The organism is Xanthomonas sp. WHRI 6106 (assembly GCF_040202405.1).
In the GTDB taxonomy this organism is placed as follows: domain Bacteria; phylum Pseudomonadota; class Gammaproteobacteria; order Xanthomonadales; family Xanthomonadaceae; genus Xanthomonas; species Xanthomonas cannabis.
Genome location: NZ_JBEGFC010000012.1, coordinates 79,040 through 94,339, shown reverse-complemented (window position 1 = coordinate 94,339; position 15,300 = coordinate 79,040). Strand labels below are relative to the sequence as shown.

Annotated in this window: 18 protein-coding genes and 1 tRNA gene; 11 read left to right on the top strand and 8 right to left on the bottom strand. The window is 67.8% G+C overall.

The features are described 5' to 3' along the window. Positions 1-66: 66 nt before the first annotated feature. Positions 67-822 carry a M90 family metallopeptidase gene (locus ABQZ09_RS16705; RefSeq protein WP_349777416.1) on the bottom strand — a complete coding sequence of 252 codons (756 nt, stop codon included), beginning with the start codon at positions 820-822 and terminating at the stop codon, positions 67-69. A gap of 8 nt (positions 823-830) precedes the next feature. Continuing rightward, positions 831-1,145: a hypothetical protein gene (locus tag ABQZ09_RS16700; RefSeq protein ID WP_349777415.1), complete on the bottom strand. Its 315-nt coding sequence runs from the start codon at positions 1,143-1,145 to the stop codon at positions 831-833. 90 nt (positions 1,146-1,235) lie between these two features. Here ABQZ09_RS16700 and birA point away from each other — a divergent pair, with 90 nt between their 5' ends. From birA to ABQZ09_RS16680, 4 genes are all read left to right on the top strand, one after another. Beyond that, positions 1,236-2,201 (top strand): bifunctional biotin--[acetyl-CoA-carboxylase] ligase/biotin operon repressor BirA, encoded by a 966-nt coding sequence (birA, locus tag ABQZ09_RS16695; protein ID WP_503019314.1) that lies wholly within the window; start codon positions 1,236-1,238, stop codon positions 2,199-2,201. Continuing rightward, entirely contained in the window at positions 2,198-2,926 is a 729-nt protein-coding gene (locus tag ABQZ09_RS16690; RefSeq protein WP_349777413.1) for a type III pantothenate kinase, read from the top strand. The genes birA and ABQZ09_RS16690 overlap by 4 nt, the downstream gene beginning before the upstream one ends. A gap of 9 nt (positions 2,927-2,935) precedes the next feature. Next, positions 2,936-3,778, top strand: a complete 843-nt coding sequence (locus tag ABQZ09_RS16685; RefSeq protein WP_349777412.1) for an SPOR domain-containing protein — start codon at positions 2,936-2,938, stop codon at positions 3,776-3,778. A gap of 32 nt (positions 3,779-3,810) precedes the next feature. Then, positions 3,811-3,886 (top strand) — tRNA-Thr (locus tag ABQZ09_RS16680). Positions 3,887-4,164: 278 nt separating this feature from the next. Here ABQZ09_RS16680 and tmk read toward each other — a convergent pair. The 5 genes from tmk to ABQZ09_RS16655 form a co-directional block, all read right to left on the bottom strand. Beyond that, complete coding sequence (gene tmk, locus ABQZ09_RS16675) at positions 4,165-4,833, bottom strand: dTMP kinase (RefSeq protein ID WP_184557819.1); 669 nt, start codon at positions 4,831-4,833, stop codon at positions 4,165-4,167. Between the two features lie 513 nt (positions 4,834-5,346). Continuing rightward, complete coding sequence (locus tag ABQZ09_RS16670; protein ID WP_047692844.1) at positions 5,347-5,886, bottom strand: GTP-binding protein; 540 nt, start codon at positions 5,884-5,886, stop codon at positions 5,347-5,349. After that, the gene (locus ABQZ09_RS16665) at positions 5,883-6,800 is read right to left on the bottom strand and encodes a hypothetical protein (RefSeq protein ID WP_349777411.1); all 918 of its coding nucleotides are present in this window, start codon (positions 6,798-6,800) and stop codon (positions 5,883-5,885) included. The genes ABQZ09_RS16670 and ABQZ09_RS16665 overlap by 4 nt, the downstream gene beginning before the upstream one ends. A gap of 94 nt (positions 6,801-6,894) precedes the next feature. Next, positions 6,895-7,254, bottom strand: coding sequence for a roadblock/LC7 domain-containing protein (locus ABQZ09_RS16660; RefSeq protein ID WP_349777410.1), 360 nt, complete (start codon positions 7,252-7,254; stop codon positions 6,895-6,897). A 66-nt stretch (positions 7,255-7,320) separates the two neighbouring features. Further along, positions 7,321-7,773: a roadblock/LC7 domain-containing protein gene (locus tag ABQZ09_RS16655; RefSeq protein WP_349777409.1), complete on the bottom strand. Its 453-nt coding sequence runs from the start codon at positions 7,771-7,773 to the stop codon at positions 7,321-7,323. A gap of 331 nt (positions 7,774-8,104) precedes the next feature. Here ABQZ09_RS16655 and rocF point away from each other — a divergent pair, with 331 nt between their 5' ends. The 7 genes from rocF to ABQZ09_RS16620 all read left to right on the top strand — a co-directional run bounded on the left by rocF (position 8,105) and on the right by ABQZ09_RS16620 (position 14,545). Beyond that, a complete protein-coding gene (gene rocF, locus ABQZ09_RS16650; RefSeq protein ID WP_039404638.1) occupies positions 8,105-9,028 on the top strand; it encodes an arginase in 924 nt (307 codons plus the stop codon). A gap of 109 nt (positions 9,029-9,137) precedes the next feature. Then, complete coding sequence (locus ABQZ09_RS16645) at positions 9,138-9,290, top strand: entericidin A/B family lipoprotein (RefSeq protein WP_039404598.1); 153 nt, start codon at positions 9,138-9,140, stop codon at positions 9,288-9,290. Positions 9,291-9,367: 77 nt separating this feature from the next. Further along, positions 9,368-9,502 carry an entericidin A/B family lipoprotein gene (locus ABQZ09_RS16640; protein ID WP_016904515.1) on the top strand — a complete coding sequence of 45 codons (135 nt, stop codon included), beginning with the start codon at positions 9,368-9,370 and terminating at the stop codon, positions 9,500-9,502. A 237-nt stretch (positions 9,503-9,739) separates the two neighbouring features. After that, positions 9,740-9,949, top strand: coding sequence for a CsbD family protein (locus ABQZ09_RS16635; RefSeq protein WP_349777408.1), 210 nt, complete (start codon positions 9,740-9,742; stop codon positions 9,947-9,949). A gap of 174 nt (positions 9,950-10,123) precedes the next feature. After that, the gene (locus ABQZ09_RS16630) at positions 10,124-11,413 is read left to right on the top strand and encodes a tryptophan--tRNA ligase (protein WP_039404588.1); all 1,290 of its coding nucleotides are present in this window, start codon (positions 10,124-10,126) and stop codon (positions 11,411-11,413) included. 189 nt (positions 11,414-11,602) lie between these two features. Further along, a complete protein-coding gene (locus tag ABQZ09_RS16625) occupies positions 11,603-12,541 on the top strand; it encodes an MBL fold metallo-hydrolase (RefSeq protein WP_039404585.1) in 939 nt (312 codons plus the stop codon). A 351-nt stretch (positions 12,542-12,892) separates the two neighbouring features. Next, positions 12,893-14,545, top strand: coding sequence for a M28 family metallopeptidase (locus ABQZ09_RS16620; protein ID WP_166750784.1), 1,653 nt, complete (start codon positions 12,893-12,895; stop codon positions 14,543-14,545). 274 nt (positions 14,546-14,819) lie between these two features. Here ABQZ09_RS16620 and ABQZ09_RS16615 read toward each other — a convergent pair whose 3' ends face one another. Beyond that, on the bottom strand, positions 14,820-15,209 hold the full coding sequence (locus ABQZ09_RS16615) for a Rap1a/Tai family immunity protein (RefSeq protein WP_184557806.1): 390 nt from the start codon (positions 15,207-15,209) through the stop codon (positions 14,820-14,822). Between the last annotated feature and the right edge of the window lie 91 nt (positions 15,210-15,300).

Here is a 15,300-nt window from a genome sequence, read left to right as displayed (position 1 = left end):
TGCGCGTGACATCACGGGCATCGATGTGGAACGACGCGCGCCATCACCCGACAGGTCGCGCCGCACTCATCGCTGTGCAGCCGACGCAAACGGCGATGGGCCGTAGACCCTGGTCAGATGTGCGGCGACCGCCGGCATTGCGCGCTCCAGGACATGCGGTGCCGAGAAGTGGTATTCGCTGACCACGGCAAAGAACTCTTCCGGTGCTTCTGCAGCGTACGGGTCGATCTCGGTGTAATGACCTGCATCCACCCGTTGGCAGAACGCATCATAGGCCTGCTGAAAATCCTGCGCCCAGCGGCGTTGCACCGCATGCGGCAGGGGCGGCGTGCCGTCGAGCGCGCCGTCCAGGGCATCGAGCTTGTGCGCCATCTCATGCACGATCACGTTGAAGCCGGCGTTCGGGTCGTCCAGATCCGCCTGCACGTCGGCCCAGCTGACGATCAGCGGACCCTGTTCCCAGGCTTCGCCAATCAAGGTGTCGTCCCAGGCATGCATGACGCCGGCGGCATCGACGTGGGTGCGCTGCACCCGAAATGCATCCGGGTACACGATCAGTTGCGACCAGCCGCGCCAGCCTGCCGCGCCGATTTCCAGCAGCGGCAGGCAGCAGGTGGCCGCCAGCAATACGTGGTCCTGCGGCTGCAGCTGCAGTCCATCGACCGGCGAGATGGTTTTTTGGTGCAGGAACTGCGCAGTCAGCGCACGCAGGCGGTGCCGGCGGTCCGTATCGAGCGCAGCGATCCAGGCGCATCCGGTGCAGACCGGTTGCCACACCGCATCGTCGATCTGAAGCGGCGGCCGGCGCAGCCAGCGCGTCAACCACTGGATCAGCGGAACATGCCCGGCAGGAAGCTGTGCCAGCGCGGCATCATGCGCATGCGCGGAAACAGGCCGTCGCCATCGTTGCCACCGCCGCCGGTTGCCGGTGCGGGCTTGTGCTGCGGCGCGCGTGCGGGCGTGGCCGGCTCGCCGTTGGGCGTCCTGCCGCGCGCGGCCGAATTGGTGCTGACGCAGCTCTCATGATCGCCGTCGACCAGCTGGTCCGATGCCAGTGCGGCAAGCGGAGCCAACAACAGAAGCAGGCAAATCGTGAGTCGGCGCATCGTCCACATCCAGGGCAGGCGGCGTGAGTCGCCGATCATAACGCGGTTTTCACTGCCTCACGCAAGCCGCGCTGGGCGGCCGGGAAGCCTTGGCGCATACTTTCACGGATCGATTTGGGAACCGTTGCCGTGGACGACCGCGCGTTGCTGGCCAAACTTGCAAGCGGCCGGCTCTCCGGCGATGCGCTGGCGCGCGATGCGGGGCTGACCCGCGCCGCAGTGTGGAAGCGCATCCAGAACCTGCGCGCCGCCGGTATCGCCATCGAGGGGCGGGCCGGTGACGGCTACCGTCTGGCCACGCCGCTGGACCTGCTGGATGCCGCGCGCATTCGCGCCGCCATGCCCGCCGACGCTGCTGCCGGCCTGGCCGGGTTGGAGGTCGCCTGGACCCTGGAGTCCACCAATACCACGCTGCTGGCGCGTCCGGCCCCGGAGCAGGGCGTGGAGGTGTTGCTGGCCGAGCGCCAGACCGGTGGGCGCGGGCGCCGTGGCCGGCAATGGGCCTCGCCGCTGGCTGCGCATATCTATCTGTCGGCGTCGCGCCGGTTCAGCGGCGGATTGGGCCAGCTGGCCGGGCTCAGCCTGGCGGTGGGCGTGGCGGTGGCCGAAGCCTTGCGCGGCTGCGGGTTTGCCGACGTCGGCCTGAAATGGCCCAACGACCTGCTGGCACGCGAGCGCAAGCTCGGCGGCCTGCTGATCGAAGGCGGCGGCGAGATGGCCGGCAACGCACGTGCGGTGATCGGCCTGGGCTTGAACGTGCACATGCCACCGGCCGCCGCGGCCACGATCGACCAACCGTGGGTGGATCTGCAGACGCTGGCCGGCCGCGCGGTGTCGCGCGACACCGTGGCGGCGGCGGTGTTGTCGGGTCTGCTGCCGGCACTGGACCTGTTCGAGGCGCAGGGGCTGGCGCCGTTTCTGAGCCGCTACGCGGCGCTGGATGTGTTGCGCGGCCGCACCGTGCAGGTGGAAGAAGCCGGCACGCTGCATCACGGTGTCGCGCTGGGTCTGGCCGCCGACGGGGCGTTGCGCGTGCAACTGGGCGATGCCGAACGCCTGTTCCATTCCGGAGAAGTCAGCGTGAGACCTGCATGAGCGCGTGGTTGTTCGACCTGGGGAATTCGCGGTTCAAGTACGCGCCGCTGCAGGGGCACCGTGCCGGCGACGTGCAGGCCTGGGCGCACGGTGCCGAAACGATGGACGCCGCCCTATTGTCGGCGCTGCCGTCCGGGCGCGTCGCGTACGTGGCGAGCGTGGCGGCCCCGGCACTGACGCAGCGGATGCTCGGCTGCCTGCAGGAGCGCTTCGCGCAGGTCCGCGTCGTGCGCACCAGCGCCGAGTGCGCCGGCGTCCGCATCGCTTATGCCGATCCCGGCCGGTTCGGGGTGGATCGCTTTTTGGCCCTGCTGGGCGCGCGCGGCGATGCGCCGGTGTTGGTGGCGGGGGTCGGCACCGCGCTGACCATCGACGTGCTCGGCGCCGACGGGCAGCATCACGGCGGCCGCATTGCGGCCTCGCCCACCACCATGCGGCAGGCCCTGCATGCGCGTGCGGTGCAGTTGCCGGCCAGTGGCGGCGAGTATGTCGAGCTGGCCAACGACACCGACGATGCCCTGACCTCTGGCTGCGATGGCGCCGCGGTAGCGCTGATCGAGCGCAGCCTGCAGCACGCGCAGCGCAGCCTGGGCACGCCGGTGCGGCTGCTGCTGCACGGCGGCGGCGCGCCGCCGTTGCTGCCGTTGTTGCCCGAGGCCAGCTTCCGTGCCGCCCTGGTGCTGGACGGGCTGGCAACCTGGGCGACCGCGTCGGCCAGCCCGTAGAATCGAGGCATGTACGTCCGCGCGCTGATCGTTGTCCTGCTCATCCTCAATGCCGGGGTGGCGTCATGGTGGGCGGTGCAGCCGCCACCGTCGCCACCGGCCGCGCCGCCGCAGCCAGCCGGTGTGGCCCGGTTGGACGTGCTGCCGCCGCGTGCCGCCGTTACGATGCCGCGAGCGCAGGAGACCGCTGCCGCGGCTGCGGATATGCCCCCGGCCGCTGCGCCCGTCCCCCCGCAAACCGCGCCGACTGCGGTGGTGGCGCCCGCCTCGACGCCGACGCCTGCCACGGCCAGGCCGGTGTCCGCGCCCACCGACAGTGCGGTACCAGCGAAGAGCGCTTCCACCGCTGCCAAGGTGGCGCCTGCGGCTGCAATGCCACCGACGACACCGCCACCGAATCCCGAACGCTGTGCCAGCTTCGGGCCTTATGCGGCACGCGGGGATGCCGATGCGGCGCTGATGCGCCTGCGTGGGCAGGCCGCCCGCGTCAACCTGCGCGAGGACAAGGACGCCGGTGTCAGCACGTTCCGGGTGATGCTGCCCAACGTCGGCGACCGCGCGGCGGCGCAGGCGCTGGTCAAGCGCATTGCCGCCGCCGGCATTGGCGACTATTACGTCATCGCGCAGGGCGAGGACAACACCGTGGCCCTGGGGCAATACCAGAGCCGCGAGCGCGCCGAGCGGCGCCAGGCGAGTCTGGTGGGCGCAGGCTTCCCGGCGCAGCTGGTGCCCAGCGGTACCGGCCAGTCACGTTGGTGGGTCGATGTCCGCAGCACGGCCACGGCCGCCGCGTTGCAGGGCGCAGCCGGTGCAACGCGGCAGCGATCGCTAGATTGCGCCGCGCTGCGCTAGAATGCGCACCGGCGCGCAATGCGCCTGCCTTTGCCGGCATAGCTCAGTTGGTAGAGCAACCGCCTTGTAAGCGGTAGGTCCCCAGTTCGAATCCGGGTGCCGGCACCATCCTGCAGAGATCATCCCTCAAAGTTCGACCACGCTGATCGTGCACGCGTGTGGGCTGTGCCGTGCCGGATGCCTCAGCGGCGGGCGCCGCGTGCGATGCGCCGTGGCATCGATGCACGCATTGCCTCGTGCGCACCGACCAATCTCCCACAAGCTGCGGGAAGACAGGGCCTAGTCACGACGTGGTGCGTGTCCCGGCTGCGCGAGGTGTGACCCGGGTCGGCTGGGCCGCCCTGTCTGGCCTGAAGTGCGCAGCCCCCGCGCTGGACGCGCAGCGATCAGGCGGGACGGCCGGCAGAGAGCAGCTGGAGCGCAGCCGTGCCGGCGTCGCCGCTTACGCGCTCGGCCAGGGCGGCCACAACGATGGCGAGGGCGCGGCGCAGCACGCTGTCGGCGTCGGCGCTGGCATCCAGCACGTGTTTGCCCGGCAATTCCAGTGCGGCAAAAATCGCGCGGCAGCGCTCCAGGTTGTCCTGGGTTTCGAAATGGTTGGGTGCGTCGCCGCGGGCGCGGATACGGGCCAGGCCGGTGGGCGGCGGCAGGTCGAGCAGCAACAGCACATCCGGGCGCGGGGCGAAGGCGTTGCGTTCCAGCAGTGCGTCCAGTGGCAGGCCGGCAGCGCCCTGATAGGCGACCATCGAAGGGAAATAGCGGTCCAGGATCACGATGTCGCCGCGCGCCAGCGCCGGCGCGATCAGATTGTCCACGTGTTCGTGGCGATCGCGGATCAGCAGCTCGGCTTCGTCGTCCGCGCTCAGGCGCCCGGTCGCTGCGGATTGACGCAGCTGGGTGCCCCAGGGGCCATTGGTTGGCTCCTTGCTGGAGACCACGCGTGCGCCGGCGGTCTGCAAGGTGGTCGCCAGGCTGCTCGCCAGCGTGGTCTTGCCGGCGCCGTCGATGCCTTCGATGGCGATCAATAGCCCGCCGGGCTTCAGTTCGATTGTCATCGCGCTACTTTATCTGATCGTGACGATGGACCAGTAGCCGCAGCGCGGCGGCAACGCCGGCCCGGGCGCTGTCGACGCTGGACGAGCGAGCACCTGGCGATACACGATGGCCACTGCCGCGGGCGCATGCCTGCAGTGAGCAGTGGACGCCGCGGTGCGGCGGCTTCGAGGGCATCCCACGCGCCATCCCCAAGCTCATGACGCAACCCCAATCCCCAATCCCGAATCCCGGCCCTATGGCCAAATACTTATTACCGATATGTCCAGCGCGATGTCGGAATCGTCCCGATGTCCCGGCCGCTGCCCCCTGGGCATACTGAACAAGTCAGACGTAGCGCTCATTCGTGTCATGACTGAGTCGCGTTTCTGGCTTCAAGGAAGAAGGACGCGTCGCCGCCACCCTAGAGGCGGCATCCCCCGCGTGACGCCCTCTCAGGCCCGTCGTGACCGGATTCCTTGTTTAGCGGTGCGGTTTATCGGTACGTGCACGGCACGTGCGCGCCTTACGGCCGATCACGTCGCCGAGGTATAGCGATAGGACAGCAGCGATTTCACCAGGAAGGTGATCTGGGTGGCCGAACGCGCATCCACGCGCATCACCGGGATGCGGAAGCCTTCGGCCACCAGTGCCTCGCGGAACGGCGGCACCAGGAAATCCTCGACCTCGTCGGTCATGGTGATGCCCACCGCCAGGCTGGCCTCGGGCGCGATCTGCGAAAACTCGCGCAGCAGGGCCAGGGTGGCCTCGAGCATCTGCGGATCGCGCGCATTGGTCAGCACGATCACGCCCAGCGCACCGTCGCAGACCAGCGGCCACATGAAATCCAGATATTTCTGCCCGGGCACGCCATAGACGTGCAGCAACTCGCCGTCTTCCAGCTCGATCGAGCTGTAATCCAGCGCGACCGTGGTGTAGGTCTTGTCGCCGTAGGCATCCTGGCTGAGCGGCATTTCGGTGCTGACCGGCTCCACATCGGAGATGGCACGTACCGCCGTGGTCTTGCCGGCGCCCATGCCGCCAACGAACACCAGTTTGTTGGCTGGAAGACTCATGACTGCGCCTGAAAGAGTGAGAGGCCAAACCGACGTGCGACCCAGGAAAAGAACCGGGAATTGCTGCTGTCCGGACGATGCGGCGTAGAAGGCACGGGAATCTCCGCAGTCTGGGCAAGGCCGCTGGCAAGCGCAGCGGCGAACAGGCATTCCACCGTTTGCAGCGGGAGCTTGCAAGCATTGGCCAGGGCCTGCGGACGCCACGGGCGCGCATGCAGGTGGGCGATGGCCAGCAGGTGTGCGGGCGAGGTGGTGTCGGCACTCAGCTCGGGCCACTGACGCAGCTGCAACGCATGCGCCGGCTCCACCGCCGGCAGCGCGGGACGCAGATGCTCGGGCAGGGCGAAGTACAGCGCTTCGAAGGAGAGCCGTTGGGGCAGCGCGACGTCCGCGTCGTCGGCCACACGCTGCCAGCCGGGCCGGTCCAGGGCGGCCACCAGCGCGGGCAAGCCGACGCCGGCCGGCAGATGCACGCAAGCGTTGGCCGGGTCCACCCGCACCTGCAGGCTCGCATGCCGCACCATCGCCGTGCCGGGCCCGAATTCACCGCGGCAATGGCGCAGCAGCAGTGCCGGTTCGGCCACCTGGGTGGTATGCGGGGAGGACAGCAACAGGCGCATCTGCTCGTTGAGTTCGCGCACCGTGGCGCCATGCTTGAGCCAGGCGCCGGCAACCGGTGTGCGCGAGACCACCAGCACCCGCACCGGCTGGCCCTGCAGCGCCTGCCACGCGGCCAGGCCGTCGGCGGTTTCCAGACCCAGCACCACCACGTCGGCCGCATGCTGCGGCCACTCGCCCAATTGCACGTCGATGCGCTCGGCAAGCAGCAGCGAACACGCCAGTTTCAGGCGCGTGGTGTGCAGCAGGTCCAGGCCGGCCGTGGCGACCCGCATGGCGTGAATGGGTGTGGTCATGAGTGGGCGCCGTCGTGGCGCAATGAAGCGACAACGCCTGCCGGGACGTACCGGCAGGCAGGGCAGGCGACGCGCAGGCGCCGCCCGTCGGGCATCAACTGAAATCCAGGGTCTTTTCGAACGCCTTGAGCTCGTGGCGGGCCATCGCCAGATTGGCCTTGGCGCGGTCCAGCACGACGTACAGGAACAAGGTGGGGTTCCTCTCCAGCGGGCGCAGCAGGTGGTACTGGCGCGACAGGGTGATCAGGATGTCTTCGATGGTGTCGTTCAGGCCGAGCTGCTCGGCGATGCGGCGCTTGGCACGCACCACGTCGGTATTGCCGGCCGCGGCCAGCTCGAGGTTGAGCTCGGTGCCGCCGGTCATGCCCAGCGCCATGCCGCTATCGCTGTCGACCAGCGCGGCGCCCACGAAACCGGGGAGCGAATGCAGTTGTTCCAGAGTGAGTTTTGACATCGGTGGTCCCCTTCCAAACGGTGAGAAAAATCGGTGCGCTCAGGCAAGCACGAACAGTGCCAGGCCTCAGCCGGCCGGCTGCGCCAGGGCGGTGGCCAGGCGGCCGGCGCAATCGCGCGCATTGAACAGCAGCGCGGCGGCATTGAGGTCCGGCCCGCCCACCGCCGTCAGCGTCAGCGGCTTGTCGGCGCGGATGCGGATCAGCACCAGCTGCCCCCCGGGAGTGCTCACGGTGGCGTAATCGGCCTCGCTCAGGCGCGATTCGCGCGCCAGGGTCTCGCCCAGGGTGAGGAACGAGTTGGCCATCGCCGCCAGGCGACGTCCATCCACGTCCAGGCTGGAGTGTTCGGCGATGGCGCGGCCATCGGCGGTGGACAGCATCAACAGGCGGATGCCGGGCTCGCGTTCGATCGTCTGCGCAAATTCGCGCCCGATGCGCTGCAGGTCGTACTGATGCGACGCGCGCGCGACTTCACCCACGGCGGCCTTGACGACCTGGTTGACGGCGTTGTGCGGCATGAAGATCCCCTGTTGCTGATGGCTCGAGCGCGTGCGTGGTGCATGTCCTGCGCTGGCCGGCGCACCATACCATCCAGGTATAAGCGCACAGTCACACCAGCCACAGCGGTTTCACTGGGCGGTCAGACAAGCAGAATCTGCAAAGTCCAGCGCGCCACAAACTGCCGTGGCACGTCACAGTAACGGCGCGACGAGGCAGATCTAAACCCCTCGCCTCCCAGCTGGATGAGGCCGGCAAGCCGATGTAGGCGCCATGCCGTGCTGCGCTGCCGCGCGTCAGCGCCCGGGCGCGCCACTAGACTGCACGGCTTTCTCGATGCTGGAGCAATGCATGGCAACGCAGTACCTGCCGGTTTCCCTGATAGGCGTTCCCACCGACATCGGTGCCGGCCACCGCGGCGCACGGATGGGGCCGGAGGCGCTGCGCATCGCCGGCTTGCAGGAGGCCCTGATCGGCCGTGGCGTGGAGGTGCGTGATCTGGGCAACCTGGATGGCCCGCGCAATCCCTGGCAGCTGCCGCAGGCCGGCTACCGGCATCTGGACGAAGTGGTGGCCTGGAACCAGGCGCTGATGGACGCCAGCTATGCCGAACTGCAGGCCGGGCGCATGCCGATCATGCTCGGTGGTGACCACTGCCTGGGCATCGGCTCGATCACTGCGGTGGCCAGGCACTGCCGCGAGCAGGGGCGCCCGTTGCGGGTGCTGTGGCTGGACGCGCATTCGGATTTCAACACCAGCGAGGTGACCCCGTCCGGCAATGTGCACGGCATGCCGGTGGCCTGCCTGTGCGGGCTGGGCCCGCAGGCGCTGACCCACCTGGGCGGCAGTGCGCCGGCGTTGTTGCCCGAGCAGGTGCGGCAGATCGGCATCCGCTCGGTGGATCCGGAGGAGAAGCGGCTGATCAAGCAGCACCGCATCGATGTCTACGACATGCGCTACATCGACGAAGCCGGCATGAAGCGCACCATGGAGGCCGCGCTGCAGGGCATGAGCGCCGAGACCCACCTGCATGTCAGTTTCGATGTGGATTTCCTCGACCCGAGCATCGCGCCGGGCGTGGGCACCACGGTGCCCGGTGGCCCCAACTACCGCGAGGCGCAACTGGTGATGGAGATGATTGCCGACACCGGCCGCATGGGATCGCTGGACATCGTCGAACTCAATCCGGTGCTGGACAATCGCAACGCGACCGCCGAACTGGCAGTGGATCTGGTGGAGAGCCTGTTCGGCAAGTCGACCCTGATGCGAGATTGATCCAGCGCTGAACGTGGCGTGCTGCCGTTCACATCAAATCCACGTGCGCGCAGTCAGATTTGGCGCCAAGCGAGGTGCGACCGCACCGGGCGCAGACCGAGGAAGACCGATGAAGCGACTGCTGACACTGATGGTGCTGGGCCTGTTTTCGGCCGGCGTAATGACTGGCTGCAACACCATGGCCGGCGCCGGCAAGGATATGCAGGGTGCGGGCGACAAGGTCGAGAAGACGGCCGAGAAATGCAGCGACGGCAAGTGCTGATCCCAACGTCTTGCGTGTGATGTGTTCGATTTGATTGATCTGCGGCAACTGGCCGCTTACCTACGAAGGAGTCTGTTATGAAGCGTGCAATTGTGCTGCTGGTGCTGTCGGTGTTGTCGGTCGGTATGCTGTCGGGTTGCAACACCGTCGCAGGTGCCGGCAAGGACGTGCAGGGCGCCGGCGAGAAGGTGGAAGACGCAGCGCGTAAGTGATCTGACGCCGCATGCAAAAAAGACGGGCCGCAAGGCCCGTTTTTTTTGCGCCCGGCCTGGGCAGCGTGTTGGTTGCACCCCAGCTGCGCGATTGCCTGATCGGTTGACGGTATCGCGCGTCGGCAATGGTTCAGTGCGGTGATCGCCGGCTTGACACCTCTTGATGAGCAACGAACGCATCCGTGGGCACCCTGATCCCACGGTCAATCGCGGCCGCATCGCAGCGGAGTCAACGCAATGAACACTGAGATCATTTCCGGCAAGTGGACCCAGCTCAAAGGCAAGATGCAGGCCAAATGGGGCGACCTCACCGACGACGATTTCAAGGTTGCCGAAGGTAATGCCGAATACCTGCAGGGCAAGCTGCAGGAACGGTATGGCTGGGACCGCGACCGCGCCCAGACCGAAGTGCGCGCCTTCGAAGAATCCCTGCGCGACGACACCTGATCCATATCGCGTCCCCCCAGCGCGAGCGACGTTGCAGACGGGCCGCCAATGCGGCCCGTTTCTGCGTGTGGCGGGCGGTGACAGGAATCCGGTGGCAACACACCGCTGGCAGCCACCCGATAGGCAAGGCGCGGAACCGCTAAACTTGCACGCTGACTTCCTGGCACTACGCAGATGACCACTCGCGTCCTCACCGGCATCACCACCTCCGGCACCCCGCACCTGGGCAATTACGTCGGTGCGATCCGCCCGGCCATCCAGGCCAGCGCCGCCGCCGATGCGGAGAGCTTCTACTTCCTTGCCGACCTGCATAGCCTGATCAAGGCACAGGACCCGGCGCGTACCCAGCGCTCCACGCTGGAGATCGCGGCCAGCTGGCTGGCCTGCGGCCTGGATCCGGACAAGGTCTGGTTCTATCGGCAGTCCGATGTGCCCGAAACCACCGAGTTGATGTGGTTGCTGACCTGCGTGGCCGGCAAGGGCATCCTCAACCGCGCGCATGCCTACAAGGCGGCGGTGGACAAGAACCGCGCCGACGGCGAGGACGACGATGCGGGCGTGACTGCCGGGTTGTTCATGTACCCGGTGCTGATGGCGGCCGACATCCTGATCTTCAATGCGCACAAGGTGCCGGTGGGGCGCGACCAGATCCAGCACATCGAGATGGCGCGCGACTTTGCGCAGCGGTTCAACCATGTGTACGGCCGTGATTTCTTCACCTTGCCCGATGCGGTGATCGACGAGCAGGTGTCCACCTTGCCGGGCCTGGACGGCCGCAAGATGAGCAAGAGCTACGGCAATACCATCCCGCTGTTCGCCTCGCGCGAGGAGCTGCGCAAGCTGGTGTTTTCCATCCTCACCGATTCGCGCGCGCCGGGCGAAGCGAAGGACACGCAGGGCTCGGCGTTGTTCCAGCTGTATCAGGCATTTGCCACGCCGCAGGAAACCGCCGCCTTCGCGCAGGCCTTTGCCGATGGCATCGGCTGGGGCGATGCCAAGCAGCAGCTGTTCGAGCGGATCGATCAGGAGATCAGCCCGTTGCGGACGCGCTACGAGGCGCTGATGGCCGAGCCGGCCAAGATCGAGGCGATCCTGCGCGCCGGGGGCGCACGCCTGCGTGCGCGCTATGCCACGCCGCTGCTGGCCGAGCTGCGGCACGCAGTGGGTCTGCGCGACCTGGCCGATCAGGCCGGCCCTGCCGTTGCGCAGGGCGGCGAAAAGCGCGCCTTGCCGGTGTTCAAGCAGTACCGCGAACCCGATGGCCAGTTCTATTTCAAATTGAACGATGGCGCAGGTGCACTGCTGGTGCAGAGCGACGGGTTTGCCTCGCCGCGCGATGCCGGTCAACTGATCGCACGGTTGAAACAGGCCGAGCAGGTCAGTGATCTGCAGTTGCCGGGCGTGCATGCGCAGGTCGAGGCAGCGCTGATTCTTGCGGCGATGCGGGCACTGCGAGAGGCATGATCGGCGCACGCGTGCAAGGGGCGGTGGCCTTGCACGCATTGTTGACCACATCGCGCACTGCGTGCTGGCCAAGCGCGCGCCGGCGCTGGGATGGATGCTGTTAATTCGTCGTTGCCTGGAACCGGCGGCACAGCATCTGCGCAATCCCTGCGCCTACACTGCGGTGGTCCTGGGAGCGACGGGGTAGGAATGACAGCAGTGGCCGATTCCAGCATCCACACCATCGATACCGGTTTTGGTGGTGTGCAGTTCGATGCGGCGTATCTGATTGTGGAGGCGCACCGCGCGGCGTTTGTCGATTGCGGGACCTCGCACTCGGTGCCACACCTGCTGGCGGCCCTGCAGGCGGCGGAGCTGACGCCGGCGCAGGTGGAGTGGTTGATCCTGACCCATGTGCATCTGGATCACGCCGGCGGCGCCGGTGCATTGCTGCAGCATCTGCCCAATGCCCGCGTGCTGGTGCATCCGCGTGGCGCGCCGCACCTGGTCGACCCCGCGCGGCTGATCGCCGGCGCTACCGCGGTGTATGGCCAGGCCGAGATGGCGCGCAGTTATGGCGCGATCGTGCCGGTGCCGGCCGAGCGCGTGGTGGAAGCGGCCGATGGCCACTGCGTGCAGTTGGGCGAGCGCGCACTGTTGACACGCGACACGCCCGGACACGCGCGCCACCATCTGTGCGTGTGGGATGCGCGCAGCCGCAGCTGGTTCACCGGCGACACTTTCGGGCTGTCGTATCGCCAGCTCGACAGCGCGCAGGGCGCCTTCATTCTGCCGACCTCCTCGCCAGTGCAATTCGAACCGGAGGCGATGCTGCAGTCGATCGCGCGGTTGATGGATACCGACCCGCAGGCGATGTATCTCACCCACTACGGGCGGGTCGAATCGCCTGCACCGTTGGCGCAGGCGCTGGTGCAGCAGATTCATGCGATGACCGAGATTGCAGTGGGTTGTGCCTCGCGTGCAGACCGCCACCGTTGCCTGGTGGCCGCATTGACGGAGCTGTATCTGGAGCGCGCCCGGCAGCACGGCTGCCTGCTGGACGATGCGGGCGTGGAGCAGTTGCTGGGCACCGATATCGAACTCAACGCGCAAGGGCTTGCGTGCTGGCTGGACCGCGCCGCACGCTGAGCCGACGACCTTGGCGCTGATGGCCTTGCGTGTGCGGGGGCCGGCCAGCGCTGCCGATGACGCGCCTGGCATCTGCGTCGATTGCGGCACTGGCCGCATTGCGCGATGTCTGCAAACTGCTTCGCACCGGTGGCCGATGCCTGATCGCTGCCGGCGATCATGCCACCGCGGAGCCGTCGTGGCCCGGTGGCTGCAGCACGTGCGCGCAGTGGTCAGCGTCTACGCACGCCGGGTTTGCAGCGCTGCCGCGCGCGGGAGCGAACCGGTGGCTGCGGTATCGCGCTCCCGATCGGGCCGCGCGCTTGTAAACTATCTGTCATCCATCCGTTGCAAGGCCTCACCGTGAATCCGATGCGCATCCTGCTGTTGTCCGCCTGCCTGTTTGTGGGAGGTGTGGCACAGGCCGCCAACGATCTGCCCGGTGGCGGCATCGATGCCGAGGCGTTGTCGCGGCATGTGCGCCTGCTGGCATCGGACGACTTCGAGGGCCGCGCGCCGGCCAGTGCCGGCGAGCAGCGCACCGTCGATTACCTGGTCGAGCAGTTCAAGGCTGCCGGGCTGCAACCGGGCGGCGAGCAGGGCAGCTGGACCCAGGCAGTGCCGCTGGTGCGCGCGCAGGTCGATGGCCCCGTGCGTGCGCGCCTGCGCGTGGGCGGCAAGACGCAGACGCTGGTCAACGGCACTGATGTGACCTTGCAGAGCCTGCGTCCGCAGGCCGCAGTGGCGCTGAAGGATGCGCCGCTGGTGTTCGTGGGCTACGGCATCAGCGCGCCGGAGCGGCAGTGGGACGACTACAAGGGCGTGGACCTGCGCGGCAAGATTGCGGTGGTGCTGATCAACGATGCCGACTTCGAGAGCGCGCAGCCGGGTGCGTTCGATGGCAAGGCGGTGACCTACTACGGCCGCTGGACCTACAAGTACGAAGAAGCCGCGCGGCGCGGTGCGGCCGGGGTGCTGATCGTGCACGAAACTGCGCCGGCCGCGTACGGCTGGGCCACGGTGCAGAGTTCGGGTCTGTCGCCGCTGTTCGATATCGAACGCAGCGACGCCGATGCAAAGGCGCAGCACGTGCCGGTGCGTGGCTGGATGCAGCGCACGCTGGCGCAGACGCTGTTCAAACAGGCAGGGCTGGATTTCGAACAGGCCAAGGCGCGCGCGCAGCAGCGCGATTTTGCGCCCGTCGCGCTGGGCGATGCCACGCTGTCGGTGGAGTTCAAGCTCAAGCGCGAACGGGTGGTCACCCATAACGTGGTGGCCAAGCTCACCGGCAGCCAGCACCCGGACGAGACGGTGATCTTTTCTGCGCATTGGGATGCGTTCGGGATCGGCAAGGCCGATGCCAGTGGCGACACGATTCGACGCGGCGCGGTGGACAACGCCACTGGCGTTGCCAGCGTGCTGGAACTGGCGCGCGTATTCGCCGCCGGCCCCAAGCCGCAGCGCACGCTGTATTTCATTGCATTGACCGCAGAGGAAAAGGGCCTGCTCGGTGCCAACTACTACGCGGCGCATCCGCTGGCGCCATTGGACAAGACCGTGGCGGTGCTCAACATGGAGATGTTCAGCCCCGATGGCCCCACCCGCGACATCGCCTCGTGGGGGCGTGGACGGGTGTCGCTGGAAGGCGACCTGGAGACGGCCGCCAAGGCGCGTGGCCGCACGTATTCGCCGGACCCGAATCTGGAGGCGGGCTTCTTCTACCGCGCCGACCATTTCGCGTTCGCGCGCATGGGCGTGCCGGCGATCACCGCCGGCCCCGGCCTGGACATGCTCGAAGGCGGCGTTGCCAAGGGCAAGGCGCTGCGTGACCAATACTTCGCCGATTGCTACCACCAGCCCTGCGACCGCTGGACGCCGCAGTGGGATGCCAGCGGGCACGCCGCCGATACCACCCTGGTCTATGACGTGGGCGTGGCACTGGCCAACGGCCGCCAGTGGCCGAGCTGGCAGGATGGCTCGGAGTTCAAGGCGATCCGCGCGCGCAGCGATGCGGCGCGCAGGTAAGGGCCGCTCGAAAACGGCTGCGCAGCCAGCAGGCGGGCGCGTCGGTTGCCTGGAATCGGACTGCGCCACGTGGACGCTCCGGCTCCGAGCGTGCTGTCCGCACTCCACACGTGCCGCACGACGGCTGGTGCGCCGCTGCAGAGCGTGACGGCCGCGGCGTCCGCCGCGTTTCGCCAGCGCGGCTTCATGCCTGCCTTGCGCTGGTGCCGACGCGGAGGGCATCGGCGCAGCACGGCCTCATGCAGCGCTTTGCAGGCGACTTCCTGCAAGCGTTCTACTTGCGGCACGGATAGCGTTTGGCCAGCGCCTGGACGATCAGGCCAGGTGCGGGCTCATCCAGGCGCGCGTCGGGCAATGCGCTGAGATCGGCCAGCACCATTTGCAGATCCGGCGGGCCGGCCTTGCCTGCGGGCATGCACCATTGCGTGCGGTAACTGGCGCTGGCCACGCCCAGCAGGTAGGCGCCGGCACGGCTGGCCGACACCATGACCTTGAGTTCGGGCTGCCCGGGTGCGTCGATCTCCGGTGCCAGCGAGCCGTCCAGCCCGGCATCGATCAGCGCATGGCCGGTGAGCTCCCAGGGCTCGGGTGCACGTGCGGCGGCTGCGGTGGTGGAGAACAGGGCAAGCGCGACCAGGGCCGACCAGGGAGTGCGACGTGGCATGGGCATTCCATCGTGATGAGCGTCGAGCGCACCATACCGCGTGCGCTGCGCACCGTCTGTGCGGTGTCGGCGCGTGCAGGTGATCTAGAAT

What these genes read in the sequence shown, in the direction of transcription:
- ABQZ09_RS16700 (WP_349777415.1), bottom strand. Translation starts at nt 1,145, where the DNA reads ATGATCGGCGACTCACGCCGCCTGCCCTGGATGTGGACGATGCGCCGA.
- ABQZ09_RS16690 (WP_349777413.1), top strand. Translation starts at nt 2,198, where the DNA reads ATGAGCGCGTGGTTGTTCGACCTGGGGAATTCGCGGTTCAAGTACGCG.
- ABQZ09_RS16685 (WP_349777412.1), top strand. Translation starts at nt 2,936, where the DNA reads ATGTACGTCCGCGCGCTGATCGTTGTCCTGCTCATCCTCAATGCCGGG.
- tmk (WP_184557819.1), bottom strand. Translation starts at nt 4,833, where the DNA reads ATGACAATCGAACTGAAGCCCGGCGGGCTATTGATCGCCATCGAAGGC.
- ABQZ09_RS16670 (WP_047692844.1), bottom strand. Translation starts at nt 5,886, where the DNA reads ATGAGTCTTCCAGCCAACAAACTGGTGTTCGTTGGCGGCATGGGCGCC.
- ABQZ09_RS16665 (WP_349777411.1), bottom strand. Translation starts at nt 6,800, where the DNA reads ATGACCACACCCATTCACGCCATGCGGGTCGCCACGGCCGGCCTGGAC.
- ABQZ09_RS16660 (WP_349777410.1), bottom strand. Translation starts at nt 7,254, where the DNA reads ATGTCAAAACTCACTCTGGAACAACTGCATTCGCTCCCCGGTTTCGTG.
- ABQZ09_RS16655 (WP_349777409.1), bottom strand. Translation starts at nt 7,773, where the DNA reads ATGCCGCACAACGCCGTCAACCAGGTCGTCAAGGCCGCCGTGGGTGAA.
- rocF (WP_039404638.1), top strand. Translation starts at nt 8,105, where the DNA reads ATGGCAACGCAGTACCTGCCGGTTTCCCTGATAGGCGTTCCCACCGAC.
- ABQZ09_RS16645 (WP_039404598.1), top strand. Translation starts at nt 9,138, where the DNA reads ATGAAGCGACTGCTGACACTGATGGTGCTGGGCCTGTTTTCGGCCGGC.
- ABQZ09_RS16640 (WP_016904515.1), top strand. Translation starts at nt 9,368, where the DNA reads ATGAAGCGTGCAATTGTGCTGCTGGTGCTGTCGGTGTTGTCGGTCGGT.
- ABQZ09_RS16635 (WP_349777408.1), top strand. Translation starts at nt 9,740, where the DNA reads ATGAACACTGAGATCATTTCCGGCAAGTGGACCCAGCTCAAAGGCAAG.
- ABQZ09_RS16630 (WP_039404588.1), top strand. Translation starts at nt 10,124, where the DNA reads ATGACCACTCGCGTCCTCACCGGCATCACCACCTCCGGCACCCCGCAC.
- ABQZ09_RS16625 (WP_039404585.1), top strand. Translation starts at nt 11,603, where the DNA reads ATGACAGCAGTGGCCGATTCCAGCATCCACACCATCGATACCGGTTTT.
- ABQZ09_RS16620 (WP_166750784.1), top strand. Translation starts at nt 12,893, where the DNA reads ATGCGCATCCTGCTGTTGTCCGCCTGCCTGTTTGTGGGAGGTGTGGCA.
- ABQZ09_RS16615 (WP_184557806.1), bottom strand. Translation starts at nt 15,209, where the DNA reads ATGCCACGTCGCACTCCCTGGTCGGCCCTGGTCGCGCTTGCCCTGTTC.